Origin of the sequence: Herbaspirillum sp. alder98 (genome assembly GCF_020179755.1) — a bacterium.
GTDB lineage: Bacteria > Pseudomonadota > Gammaproteobacteria > Burkholderiales > Burkholderiaceae_D > Herbaspirillum.
In genome coordinates this window covers 655,954-668,194 of the sequence record NZ_JAIUCY010000001.1, presented here as the reverse complement: position 1 = coordinate 668,194, position 12,241 = coordinate 655,954, and the positions used below count along the sequence as shown (strand labels likewise).

Below are 12,241 nucleotides of genomic sequence, written 5' to 3'. Positions count from 1 at the left end.
ATTACCCTTACAAAAAAGAGAGTGCCATGAAGATTGCAATTCTGCCGGGTGACGGCATCGGTCCGGAAATCGTCGATCAGGCGGTTCGCGTCCTCAATTCGCTGGGCGAACAGTTCGAAATGGAAACCGCACCGGTCGGTGGCGCCGGCTATGAAGCCCACGGGCACCCGCTGCCGGATGGCACCCTCAAGCTGGCCAAGGAAGCCGACGCGATCCTGTTCGGCGCAGTCGGCGACTGGAAGTACGACAAGCTCGAACGCGCGCTGCGTCCGGAGCAAGCCATTTTGGGCTTGCGCAAGCACCTGCAACTGTTTGCCAACTTCCGTCCCGCAATCTGTTATCCAGAGCTGACCGGCGCCTCCTCGCTCAAGCCTGAACTGGTGGCCAACCTGGATATCCTGATCGTGCGCGAACTGAATGGCGATATCTATTTCGGCCAGCCGCGCGGCATGCGCGAAGCGCCGGACGGCCCCTTCAAGGGCGCCCGCGAAGGTTTCGACACGATGCGCTACAGCGAACCCGAGATCCGCCGCATTGCGCACGTGGCGTTCCAGGCTGCAGCCAAGCGCGGCCGTCGCCTGTGCAGCGTCGACAAGGCCAACGTGCTGGAAACCTTCCAGTTCTGGAAAGATGTCGTCACCGATGTCGCCAAGGAATATCCGGACGTCGAGCTGTCGCACATGTACGTCGACAATGCCGCGATGCAACTGGTCAAGGCGCCCAAGAACTTCGACGTCATCGTCACCGGCAACATGTTCGGCGACATCCTCTCGGACGCGGCGGCCATGCTGACCGGCTCGATCGGCATGTTGCCCTCGGCCTCGCTGGACGCCAACAACAAGGGCCTGTACGAGCCATCGCACGGTTCGGCGCCGGACATCGCCGGCAAGGGCATCGCCAACCCGCTGGCCACGATCCTGTCGGCAGCCATGATGTTGCGCTTCTCGCTGAACCGCGCCGAGCAGGCCGACCGCATCGAGAATGCGGTCAAGAAAGTCCTTGCGCAAGGCCTGCGCACCGCCGATATTTATGAAGAAGGCACCACCAAGGTCAATACCCAGCAGATGGGCGACGCCGTGGTGAAGGCGCTCTAATCGTCTTAGTGCATAATGGAGTGTTCGATTTAAGTGTAGTAATAACCATGGAAGTTCTAGACAGGGAAAGATGATGAAACTGGTTGGTTTGGTAGGCTGGCGCGGTATGGTGGGTTCGGTCCTGATGCAACGCATGCAGGACGAGGGTGATTTCGATCACATTGAACCAGTATTTTTTTCGACTTCGAATGCGGGCGGTAAAGCACCGGCGTTTGCCAAGACGGCAACCACGCTGAAAGATGCCAACAGCATTGAAGAGCTGAAAAAATGCGACATCATCATTACCGCGCAGGGCGGCGACTACACCAATGACATCTTCCCCAAGCTGCGCGCTGCCGGCTGGGACGGTTACTGGATCGACGCGGCCTCGTCGCTGCGCATGAAGGACGATGCGGTCATCGTGCTGGACCCGGTCAACAACAACGTCATCAATGATGCGTTGGCGCGTGGCGTGAAGAACTACATCGGCGGCAACTGCACCAATTCCATCCTGCTGATGGGTGTGGGCGGCCTGTTCAAGGAAGGCCTGGTCGAGTGGGTCAGTTCGATGACCTACCAGGCGGCCTCCGGCGGCGGCGCCAACCACATGCGCGAACTGTTGAAGGGCATGGGCGTGATCAATGCGGCAGTCGCGGACGAACTGGCGACGCCATCGTCGGCCATTCTCGACATCGATCGCAAGGTTGCCAAGACTATCCGCGAAGACGTGCCGACCGAGTTCTTCGGTGCGCCGCTGGCGGGTGGCCTGATCCCATGGATCGATGCGCAACTCGACAACGGCCAGTCCAAGGAAGAGTGGAAGGGCCAGGCCGAAGTCAACAAGATTCTCGGCAACGAGAAGGTGATTCCGGTCGACGGCCTGTGCGTGCGTATTGGCGCGATGCGTTGCCACAGCCTGGCGCTGACCATCAAGCTCAAGCGCGACCTGCCGCTGGCCGAGATCGAAGCGATCATTCGTGGCGGTAACCAGTGGGTCAAGTGGGTGCCTAACGAACGCCCGGTCACCGTCAAGGAACTGACCCCGGCGGCCATTACCGGTGGCCTGGAAATCGGCGTGGGCCGGGTGCGCAAGCTCAATCAGGGACCCGAGTACATTTCGGCCTTCGTGATTGGCGACCAGTTGCTGTGGGGTGCTGCCGAACCGCTGCGCCGCATGCTGCGTATCATTCTCGGCAACCTGAAATAATGCCGGGATTGCACGGCCGAAAGCGATAGGGGGCTTGCCTTTGTCGTTGTCAGTCTGCAACAATAGCCCGCCCGTGATCATGCAGATGGTCGCCGGCGGGTTTTTATCGTCTTGAGAACTTGGTTACACTTGCGAGTGTAAGTTCTTGATGATAAGTTGAAAATCTGGGATTCTTCGCATAAATAAGATGCGATGGGTTTCAAATTCATTTCATGAAAGCCAACATAATCGGAGCGCAAGGTTCACAGCGTTCTAGCGTGTGGGTGTGCTGGCATTGATGAAATGGGTCTGTCGTGGGCTCTTCGCGGTTCAGGGACGGCTGTCCCAGACCGCGGTTTCCGAGCAGCACATGCCCCAACACGGCTCCCCCTATAACGAGCGTGACGGGTTCTTTGCGGAACGTTTCACTACGCCATAAAAAAACATGCCTCTGAACACCAAGCTCCCTTCGTCGCAATCCAAGCAGATCAAGCACCTCAAGAAACTCAGTGCCGCCGTGGCGCTGGCATTGGCCTTTCCACTGGCGGCCCAGGCTGCAGCGCTGGGCAAGCTGACCGTGCTGTCGTCGCTGGGGCAGCCATTGCGCGCAGAGATCGAGGTGACGGCAGTGAGCGCCCAGGAAGCCGGCAAGCTGGCGGTGAAACTGGCGCCGGCCGAGGCATTTGCCCGGGCCAACGTCGAATTCAACCCGGTGCTGGCATCGCTCAGTTTTGCGGTCGAGCAACGGGGCGGACGTCACTTCGTGCGCATCAGTTCGGCGCAACCCGTCAGCGATCCCTTTGTCGACCTGCTGTTGGAGTTGTCTGCCGGCAATGCCAAGGCGGTGCGCGAGTACACCTTCCTGCTGGACCCGGCCGACAGCCGCACCCCGCGCAACGCGCAAGTCACGCCACTGACGCCGTCGCGCAATCCGGTACCGGCCGCTGCCGCCGCAGCGACACCACCGGCCGCAGCGACACCACCGGCAGCCGCTGCACCTGCAGCGCCGGCGGCAACACCGCCTGCCGCGCCAGCTGAAGCGGCACCTGCGGCGGCTCCCGCCCCGGCGCCTGCAGCCAGCGCCCCGATGGCGGCGACGGCGGCGCCCGCAACGCCTGCTCCCGCAGCACCGATCCCGGTCAGCGGCGAAGAGCCGGTATCGACCATCGTGCAGCGTCCGGCGCCATCGGCCCTGGCCGAAGAATTGATTCGTCGTCAACAGGCCGCACCAGCCGATACCCCGGCCGCAGCCAGCCCGACCGACGCTGCGCCAGCGCCGGCAGTGCAGAGCGCCAGCGGCAGTGTCTCGCGGCCTGATGCGGCTGCCACACCGGGCGCTGCGGCCGCCCCGGCAGCCCCGGCTGCGGGCAAGGCTGGCGACTATCGCGTCAAGCAGGGCGACACGCTGGGCGGCATCGCCGCGCGCAACAAGCAGACCGATGTCTCGCTGGACCAGATGCTGGTGGCGCTGTACCGGGCCAACCCGGATGCTTTCGAAGGCAACAATATCAACCGCCTGCGGGCCGGACGCGTCCTGTCCATCCCGGATCAGCCGGCAGCGGCGGCGGTGGACCAGGGCGAGGCACGTGGCATCGTCGTGGCCCAGGCGCAGGATTTCAATGCCTATCGCAACAAGCTGGCGTCGCAAGTCGCCAATGCGCCGGCACGCCGCCCAGGCGGCGCCAGCCAGAGCGGTAGCGGCAAGATCACGACCCGGGTCGAAGAGCGCAGCGGCAATGCCCAGGCGCGCGATCGACTGGAGCTGTCGCGCGGTGGTCGTGCCAAGGGTGAAACCGGCAATGCCGGTTCGGCCGAGGACCGTGCTGCCTCCGAACGGGCGCTGGCCGAAGCCAATGATCGGGTCAAGGCGCTCGAAGAGAACGTCGGCAACCTGCAAAAGCTGCTGGAACTGAAGAACAAGACCATCGCCGACCTGAGCGAGCAACAGAAGGCGCCGGCTGCGGCAGCCCCTGCTACTGCGCCGGAACCGGCCAAGGCGGAGGCCGCTCCGGCGGCCGATGCCAAGCCGCAAGAGCAAGCTGCTGCGCCGGCCCCGGCTACGCCTGAACCAGCACCGGCCCCAGCTCCAGCACCAGCACCGGTGGTAGCGCCGCCAGCCGCCAAGCCGGTCGAGGCGCCGGCGGCCAAGGGTGGTTTCATCGAGTCCTTGCAGCACAGCCCGTATACCTTGCCGGTCATCGGCGGTGTACTGGCGCTGCTGGTGGTGGGTGCGGGCGGCGTGATCGCCACTCGTCGCCGCAAGAAAAAGGCCGAAGAGCCGGCGGCGGAAGCCGCCGCCGAGCCTGAGCCTGCGCCCGCGGCTCAAGCCGCTGCCGTTGCTGCCATCGCCGCAGCCGAGCCTGAACCAGAGCCAGAGCCAGAGCCAGAGACGGTCGTCGCGCCGGTGCCGGTTGAAGAACCCGTGGCCGAGGCGCCGGTCGACGCCATCGCCGAGGCCGATATGTACATTGCCTACGGTCGTGACGAACAGGCCGAAGACATCCTCAATCTGGCATTGCAGACCGAACCGGAACGCGAGGCCTTGCACGGCAAGCTGCTGGAGATCTATGCCAAGCGGCAGGATGTTGCCAACTTCAACCGGACTGCGCTCGAATTGCACCAGATCAGCGGCGGACTTGGCGAAGAATGGCAAAAGGCCGCAGCGCTGGGCATCGTCCTGGATCCCACCAACGCGCTGTATGGCGGCAAGCCCGAAGAGCCTGTCGCGCCCGAGCCGGAACCGGAAGAGCAGGGCCTGGACTTCGATCTCGACGACTTCAAGAGCGCCGAGATCCAACCTGCGGCACCGGCAGCGCCGACCACACCGGTCGATCTTGGCCGTGATATCGATTTCGACCTCGATCTCGAAAACGGCAGCAAGCCGGCCGACGACGAGCCTATCCTGCCGGCCTCGACTTCGGCATCGATGCTGCTGGATGGCGGCGATGACGGCAAGCCACCGGTGAGCCTGGCCGATCTCGATCTCGACCTGGCGGCTGACGCCCCGGCGGCGCCTTCAGCGGTCAACTTGCTGGATGAAGACGAAGAGTCTGCCTTCGAAGCCGAAATGACCACCAAGCTCGACCTGGCGGCGGCCTACCAGGAAATCGGCGACAAGGAGGGTGCGCGCGAGCTGCTCGAGGAAGTCATGCGGGGCGGCAACGATGCGCAGATCGCCCGTGCCACCGACATGCTGTCCAAGCTGACCTGACCGAATCACCGGCGGCGCATACAATAGTGTCTTCTCGCGGGCACCTCGCATGAGGTGCCCGCCTTGTTTTTGGCCGTCCGGCGGCCCGTACCTGTAATGCAGAGATCGACATGAACGACAACATCGCTCCCTTCCATTCCGCTCAGCCTGAAGGCCCGGGCCTGCGGCGCGTGGTGCTGGGGGTGCAGTACGACGGTGCGTCATGGCAGGGCTGGCAGACCCAGCCGCATCGCCAGACCGTGCAGGACCAGCTCGAGCAGGCCCTGCAACGCTTCACGCTCCAGCGCATTGCCACCACCTGTGCCGGGCGCACCGATTCGGGCGTGCATGCGCTGGAGCAGGTGGTGCATTTCGACACCACCATCGCCCGCGACCTGTTTTCGTGGGTGCGCGGCGTCAATGCCTTCCTGCCGCCCTCCATCGCTGTGCGCTGGTCGTGCGAACAGCGCCACGTGGACGACGCGGCGGTGGCGGCGCAACTGGCCGGGCAGGCCGAAGCGCATGGCAGCGAGCGCGCCGACAGCGCTGCCGACTTCGGCTTTCATGCCCGCTTCTCGGCGGTGGCCCGCACCTATCATTACGTGCTGTACAACCATCCGGTGCGTTCGCCGCTGCTGGCCGGCCGTGCCGGTTTTGCGTTTCGCCCGCTGGATGCGCAGCGCATGCACCAGGCGGCGCAGCACCTGATCGGCGAACACGATTTCACCAGCTTTCGCGCCGTCGAATGCCAGGCCAAGTCGCCGGTGCGGCGCATGCAGAGCATTGCCGTGCAGCGCCAGGGCGATGTCATCATCTTCACGCTCAAGGCCAACGCCTTCCTGCATCACATGGTGCGCAACATCGTCGGCTCGCTGATCTTTGTCGGGACCGGCAACCAGCCTCCCGAATGGATCGGCCAGCTGCTGGCCCAGCGCGATCGCAGCCGCGCCGCGCCGACCTTCATGCCGGACGGCCTGTACCTGGCGCGGGTCGACTATCCCGACACCTGGAGCTTGCCGCAGGAGCAGCGCCAGTGGCCATGGATGTGAGGGGATGTATGATGGCGCGACGACAACTTTCCAATGGGAAACAATGATGACGCAACGTACCCGCATCAAGATCTGCGGCCTGACCCGCGAAGAGGACGTGGCCGCCGCCGTGCAGGCCGGCGCCGACGCCATCGGTTTCGTGTTCTATCCCAAGAGCCCGCGGTTCGTGACGGCGGCCCGGGCGGCCGAACTGATGCGCGCGGTGCCGCCCTTCGTCAGCACGGTGGGCTTGTTCGTCAATCCGACACAAGACGAGGTGCGGCAGGTGCTGGCGCAGGCGCCATTGACGCTGTTGCAGTTCCATGGCGACGAGACGCCGCAGCACTGCGCCGAGCTGGCCGCAGCCGCGGTGCGCCCGTTCATGCGCGCCGCCCGCATCGGGGCCTCGACTAAGCCCGCCGATTTGTTAGAATACGAACGTGCATATCGCTCTGCCAGTCCGTTCTTCAACGGGCTCCTGCTCGACACCCTGGTCGAGCAGTACGGCGGTAGTGGAAAGGTCTTCGATTGGTCTCTAATCCCAAAAGAACTCGCGCCTCGGGCCGTTTTGAGTGGTGGCTTGAGCGTACACAACGCCACTGAGGCGGTGGTCGGCGTTCGCCCTTACGCGGTAGACATCAGTAGCGGTGTCGAAGCGGCCAAGGGCATCAAGGATGCCGCAAAGATCGAAGCCTTCATCGATGCGGTTCGCCTGGCCGACGCTGTGCCATTGCCAGCGTCCAACTGAATTCAGGATTTCCCATGACAGAATTGAACACGGCTGCCTCCGGGCAGGCTGCACCCTATGACCTGCCCGACGCACGCGGCCACTTCGGCCCCTACGGCGGCAGTTTCGTTGCAGAAACCCTGACCCTGGCGCTCGACGAGCTGCGCCTGGCCTATGAGCGTTACCAGCATGACCCCGAGTTTCTGGCCGAATTCCATACCGAACTGAAGCATTTCGTCGGTCGCCCCAGCCCGGTGTACCACGCCAAGCGCTGGTCGGAGCAGGCCGGTGGCGCGCAGATCTATTTCAAGCGCGAAGACCTCAACCACACCGGCGCCCACAAGATCAACAACGTGATCGGGCAGGCCTTGCTGGCCCGCCGCATGGGCAAGAAGCGCATCATCGCCGAAACCGGCGCCGGCCAGCACGGCGTAGCCACCGCCACCATCTGTGCCCGCTTCGGCATGGAATGCATCGTCTACATGGGCAGCGAAGACGTCAAGCGGCAGTTGCAGAACGTCTATCGCATGAACCTGCTGGGGGCCAAGGTGATCCCGGTGGAGTCGGGCTCCAAGACCCTCAAGGACGCGCTCAACGAAGCCATGCGCGACTGGGTCACCAATGTCGAGTCGACCTTCTACATCATCGGCACCGTGGCCGGACCGCATCCCTATCCGATGATGGTGCGCGACTTCCAGTCGGTGATTGGCAACGAATGCATCGTGCAGATGCCCGAGATCGCGTCGCGCCAGCCGGACTACGTAGTGGCGGCGGTCGGTGGCGGTTCCAACGCCATGGGCATCTTCTATCCCTACATCGACTACAAGGATGTGCAACTGGTGGGCGTGGAAGCGGCCGGCGACGGCCTCGACAGCGGTCGCCACTCGGCTTCGCTGACGCTGGGTTCGCCCGGTGTCCTGCACGGCAACCGCACCTACCTGTTGCAGGACGAGAACGGCCAGATCATCGAGACCCATTCGGTCTCGGCCGGGCTCGACTACCCCGGCGTCGGTCCCGAGCATGCCTGGTTGAAGGATAGCGGTCGCGCCACCTATGCCTGCATCACCGACGACGAGGCGCTGCAGGCTTTCCATACCTGCTGCCGCATCGAAGGCATCATCCCGGCGCTGGAGTCGAGCCATGCGCTGGCCTATGCGGCCAAGCTGGCGGCGACCCTGCCACGGGACAAGATCGTGCTGGCCAACCTGTCCGGCCGGGGCGACAAGGACATGCACACCGTCCAGCAGCGCCTGGGTTGAGTTTCTATAAAGATCAATATCATGTCCAGAATCCAACCGACTTTTTCCAAGCTGGCCGAGCAGAAGCGCAAGGCCCTGATCACCTTCATCACCGCCGGCGATCCATCGCCGGAATTGACCGTGCCGCTGATGCATGCGTTGGTGGCCGGCGGCGTCGACATCCTTGAACTGGGCGTGCCGTTCTCTGACCCGATGGCCGAAGGGCCGGTGATCCAGCGGGCCTGCGAGCGCGCGCTCAAGTTCAACGTGTCGACCCGCGATGTGCTGGGTTATGTGCGCGAATTTCGTAAGACCAACGCCCATACCCCGGTGGTGCTGATGGGATATGCCAACCCGATCGAGCGCTTCGGCGTCGATGCTTTCATCACCGCGGCCAAGGAGGCCGGGGTAGATGGCACCATCGTGGTCGATTACCCGCCGGAAGAGTGCGAGGAGTTCGCCCGCAAGATGCAGGCGCAGGAGCTCGATCCGATCTTCCTGCTGGCGCCGACCTCGACCGAGGAGCGCATTCGCCAGGTGGCGCAGTTCAGCAGCGGCTTCTCGTACTACGTTTCGCTCAAGGGCGTCACCGGCGCTGGCAACATCGATACGGCCGAAGTGGCCGAGCGCATCGCGGCCATCCGTCGCCATGTGAAGCTGCCCATCGGGGTCGGCTTCGGCATTCGCGATGGCGCCACTGCCAAGGCGGTGGCGGCCGTGGCCGATGCGGTGGTGATCGGCAGTCGCATCATCGCCGAGATCGAGAACACGCCACCGGCGCAGGCGTGCGCGGCGGTGCAGGCGTTCGTGACCGATATCCGCCAGGCGCTCGATTCCTGATCCGCAGCATCGCTCAGGCGTGTAAAAAAAAGAAAGCCTTCCGATCGGAAGGCTTTTTTTCATGGCGACGCAGGCGGCGCGCTTATTGCAGTACCGTGACCTGCTTGACGTCGATGGTGGCATTGCTGCCGAAGTCCTTGTCGACCTCGCCCTGCAGGCGGACCCGCGTCTTTTCGCTCACCGGCGTGGCGGGAAAGCGCTTGTGGTCGATCTCGACCTCGATGCTGCCGGTCTGGTCCTCGAAGGTGTAATGCTCGTCGCGCACCTTCGACGTAAGGTGGCCTTCGAGCGACACCTGGCTCTTGTCGGCGGCCTTGCTGGCGCGTGCGACATCGGTGATGGCCGGGTTTTGCGAAGGGCCCGTGTATTGGGCTGCGGCCTGGCCGGCGACCAGGGCCAGCACAGTCGCGCCCAGCAGGCTGGATACTTTCATGAATGTGTCCTTGAGGTTGAGCTTGATCCTGCTTGACTGGTGGTAGCCGATTTGGTTCGCCATGGGCATTCCGAAGTCCAATATTTCTCCGGGGAAATGAAAGCGGCAGGGGGCATATACCGGTGATCGGCTCTGGTACAATTCGCCACCGGAAATTTGAAAGAGGATTCTATGAGCTGGCTTGAGAAGTTGTTGCCACCCCAGATTCAACGCAGCGGTTCCGCAAGTCGCAAGTCGATCCCGGAAGGCTTGTGGGTCAAGTGCCCCTCCTGCGAAGCCGTACTGTATCGTACCGACCTGGAGTCCAATCTCCACGTCTGCCCCAAGTGCAGCCACCACATGCGCATTCGCGCCCGCGCTCGTCTCGATGCCCTGCTCGACGAAGGCGGCCGCTACGAGATCGGCCAGGAAGCGCTGCCGATCGACACCCTGAAGTTCAAGGACAGCAAGAAGTACCCCGATCGTCTCAAGGATGCCATGGAGTCCACCGGTGAAACCGATGCCATGGTCGTGCTGGGCGGCGCAATCATGACCCTGCCGGTCGTGGTGGCCTGCTTCGAATTCGAATTCATGGGCGGTTCGATGGGTTCGGTGGTGGGTGAGCGCTTCGCGCGTGGCGCCCAGGCCGCACTCGAACAGAAAGTGCCGTTCATCTGCATTACCGCCACCGGCGGCGCCCGGATGCAGGAAGGCTTGCTCTCGCTGATGCAGATGGCCAAGACCACCTCGATGCTGACCAAGCTGGCCGAAAAGAAACTGCCCTTCATCAGCGTGCTGACCGATCCCACCATGGGTGGCGTGTCGGCCTCGTTCGCCTTCATGGGCGACGTCGTGATGGCCGAGCCGCGTGCCCTGATCGGTTTCGCCGGCCCGCGCGTCATCGAGAACACCGTGCGCGAGAAGCTGCCGGAAGGTTTCCAGCGCTCCGAGTTCCTGGTGACCAAGGGCGCCATCGACATGATCGTCGACCGTCGCAAGATGCGCGAAGAAATCGCCCGTCTGCTGGCATTGCTGCAAAACCAGCCGGCCGAAACGGTTTCCTGATAAACGCTATACTTCAGGCCCGGATTTGCTGACTGGCAAATCCGGGCCTTGTTTTTTTCCTCTCGACCCGAGCGGCGCCATGACATCGCAAGTACCCACCACTCCCACCACGCTCAACGAATGGCTGGCCCTGCTGGAGCAGCGGCATTTCAAGCAGATAGACATGGGGCTGGAGCGCGTCCGCGCGGTCAAGGAACGGCTCGAATTAAGCTTCTCCTGCCCCGTGATCATGGTCGCCGGCACCAACGGCAAGGGCTCGACCTGCGCCATGCTGGAGTCGATCCTGATGCGCGCCGGCTATCGCGTCGGTCTCTACATCAAGCCGCATTTCCTGCATTTCAATGAACGTGCCCGGATTGGCGGCGACATGGCCACCGACGCCCAGCTGGTGGCCGCCTTCGATGCCGTCGAAGCGGTGCGCGGCGACATTTCGCTGACCTATTTCGAATTCACCACGCTGGCCATCATGAAGTTGCTGGCCGCCGCGCCGCTGGATGTGGTGATCCTCGAAGTGGGCCTGGGCGGACGCCTGGATGCGGTCAACGTGATCGACGCCGATGTCGCCATCGTCACCAGCATCGACATCGACCATACCGAATACCTGGGCGACACGCGCGAAGCGATCGGTTTCGAGAAGGCCGGTATCTTCCGTCCCGGCAAGGTGGCCGTCTGCGGCGACCCGTTGCCCCCCCAGTCGCTCATCGACCACGCCGAAAAGATCGGCGCCGACCTGTGGCTGATGGGGCGCGACTTCAATTATCAAGGCGACAAGCAGCAGTGGGCCTATGGCGGACGCGGCCAGCGCCGCAATTCGCTGGCCTATCCAAGCTTGCGCGGCGCCAACCAGATCCTCAACGCCTCGGCTGCGCTGGCCGCGCTCGAAGCACTGCGCGAGGTGTTGCCGGTGGGCGCGCAAGAGGTGCGCACGGGGCTGGCCACGGTCGAATTGCCGGCGCGGTTCCAGGTGTTGCCCGGCCAGCCGGTGGTGATCCTGGATGTGGCGCATAACCCGCACGCCGCCGCCACGCTGGCCCAGAACCTCGATAACATGGGCTTCCACCCTTATACCTATGCGGTGTTCGGCTCGATGCTCGACAAGGATATCGAAGGCGTCATCGGTCATCTGAAAGACAAGATCGACCACTGGTGCGTGACCGACTTGCCGCTGCCGCGCGCGGCCAGCGCCAAGCAGTTGCGCGATGTCCTGCTGGAGGCTGGTGTGCAGCCCGAATTCAGGCGCGACGCGGCGCGCAGCATCGAGACCTTCGACACGCCTGCGGCGGCCTACGCAAATGCGCTCGGCAGGGCAGGCGAGAATGATAGAATTGTGGTTTTTGGATCCTTCCTCACGGTGGCCGGCGTCATGCAGGCGCGCAGGCCGGGTTTGCACTGATTTTCGATCCTGGTGGCATGCTGTGAGCAGCGCCAATGTGTTTTTCAGGAACCGCGATGTCTGCCGGTTCTTGCCTTAAGATCACTCAA

The 12,241-nt window shown here is 63.4% G+C and carries 10 protein-coding genes; 9 read left to right on the top strand and 1 reads right to left on the bottom strand.

The window, feature by feature from the left end; genetic code table 11:
* The first annotated feature begins 26 nt into the window (after window positions 1–26).
* The 7 genes from leuB to trpA all read left to right on the top strand — a co-directional run bounded on the left by leuB (window position 27) and on the right by trpA (window position 9,282).
* On the top strand, window positions 27–1,094 hold the full coding sequence (leuB, locus tag LBW87_RS03170; RefSeq protein ID WP_225199972.1) for a 3-isopropylmalate dehydrogenase: 1,068 nt from the start codon (window positions 27–29) through the stop codon (window positions 1,092–1,094).
* A gap of 73 nt (window positions 1,095–1,167) precedes the next feature.
* Entirely contained in the window at window positions 1,168–2,280 is a 1,113-nt protein-coding gene (asd, locus tag LBW87_RS03165; RefSeq protein WP_225199971.1) for an aspartate-semialdehyde dehydrogenase, read from the top strand.
* Between the two features lie 424 nt (window positions 2,281–2,704).
* Window positions 2,705–5,470, top strand: a complete 2,766-nt coding sequence (locus LBW87_RS03160) for a FimV/HubP family polar landmark protein (protein ID WP_225199970.1) — start codon at window positions 2,705–2,707, stop codon at window positions 5,468–5,470.
* Between the two features lie 110 nt (window positions 5,471–5,580).
* Window positions 5,581–6,498, top strand: a complete 918-nt coding sequence (locus tag LBW87_RS03155; protein ID WP_225199969.1) for a tRNA pseudouridine synthase A — start codon at window positions 5,581–5,583, stop codon at window positions 6,496–6,498.
* 4 nt (window positions 6,499–6,502) lie between these two features.
* Window positions 6,503–7,225 carry a phosphoribosylanthranilate isomerase gene (locus tag LBW87_RS03150; RefSeq protein ID WP_413927606.1) on the top strand — a complete coding sequence of 241 codons (723 nt, stop codon included), beginning with the start codon at window positions 6,503–6,505 and terminating at the stop codon, window positions 7,223–7,225.
* A gap of 14 nt (window positions 7,226–7,239) precedes the next feature.
* Window positions 7,240–8,463 (top strand): tryptophan synthase subunit beta, encoded by a 1,224-nt coding sequence (gene trpB, locus LBW87_RS03145; protein ID WP_225199967.1) that lies wholly within the window; start codon window positions 7,240–7,242, stop codon window positions 8,461–8,463.
* A gap of 21 nt (window positions 8,464–8,484) precedes the next feature.
* Window positions 8,485–9,282 carry a tryptophan synthase subunit alpha gene (trpA, locus tag LBW87_RS03140; RefSeq protein ID WP_225199966.1) on the top strand — a complete coding sequence of 266 codons (798 nt, stop codon included), beginning with the start codon at window positions 8,485–8,487 and terminating at the stop codon, window positions 9,280–9,282.
* Between the two features lie 82 nt (window positions 9,283–9,364).
* Here trpA and LBW87_RS03135 read toward each other — a convergent pair whose 3' ends face one another.
* On the bottom strand, window positions 9,365–9,778 hold the full coding sequence (locus LBW87_RS03135; RefSeq protein ID WP_225199965.1) for a NirD/YgiW/YdeI family stress tolerance protein: 414 nt from the start codon (window positions 9,776–9,778) through the stop codon (window positions 9,365–9,367).
* Window positions 9,779–9,886: 108 nt separating this feature from the next.
* On the opposite strand from LBW87_RS03135, the gene accD reads away from it, so the two are divergent.
* Window positions 9,887–10,759: an acetyl-CoA carboxylase, carboxyltransferase subunit beta gene (gene accD / locus LBW87_RS03130; RefSeq protein WP_225199964.1), complete on the top strand. Its 873-nt coding sequence runs from the start codon at window positions 9,887–9,889 to the stop codon at window positions 10,757–10,759.
* Between the two features lie 79 nt (window positions 10,760–10,838).
* Window positions 10,839–12,152 (top strand): bifunctional tetrahydrofolate synthase/dihydrofolate synthase, encoded by a 1,314-nt coding sequence (gene folC / locus LBW87_RS03125; protein WP_225199963.1) that lies wholly within the window; start codon window positions 10,839–10,841, stop codon window positions 12,150–12,152.
* Window positions 12,153–12,241 lie beyond the last annotated feature (89 nt).

Bases quoted from the DNA above. Each gene is read 5' to 3' on its own strand.
- trpB (WP_225199967.1), top strand. From the start codon at position 7,240: ATGACAGAATTGAACACGGCTGCCTCCGGGCAGGCTGCACCCTATGAC.
- trpA (WP_225199966.1), top strand. From the start codon at position 8,485: ATGTCCAGAATCCAACCGACTTTTTCCAAGCTGGCCGAGCAGAAGCGC.
- folC (WP_225199963.1), top strand. From the start codon at position 10,839: ATGACATCGCAAGTACCCACCACTCCCACCACGCTCAACGAATGGCTG.
- LBW87_RS03150 (WP_413927606.1), top strand. From the start codon at position 6,503: ATGTATGATGGCGCGACGACAACTTTCCAATGGGAAACAATGATGACG.
- LBW87_RS03155 (WP_225199969.1), top strand. From the start codon at position 5,581: ATGAACGACAACATCGCTCCCTTCCATTCCGCTCAGCCTGAAGGCCCG.
- LBW87_RS03135 (WP_225199965.1), bottom strand. From the start codon at position 9,778: ATGGCGAACCAAATCGGCTACCACCAGTCAAGCAGGATCAAGCTCAAC.
- accD (WP_225199964.1), top strand. From the start codon at position 9,887: ATGAGCTGGCTTGAGAAGTTGTTGCCACCCCAGATTCAACGCAGCGGT.
- leuB (WP_225199972.1), top strand. From the start codon at position 27: ATGAAGATTGCAATTCTGCCGGGTGACGGCATCGGTCCGGAAATCGTC.
- asd (WP_225199971.1), top strand. From the start codon at position 1,168: ATGAAACTGGTTGGTTTGGTAGGCTGGCGCGGTATGGTGGGTTCGGTC.
- LBW87_RS03160 (WP_225199970.1), top strand. From the start codon at position 2,705: ATGCCTCTGAACACCAAGCTCCCTTCGTCGCAATCCAAGCAGATCAAG.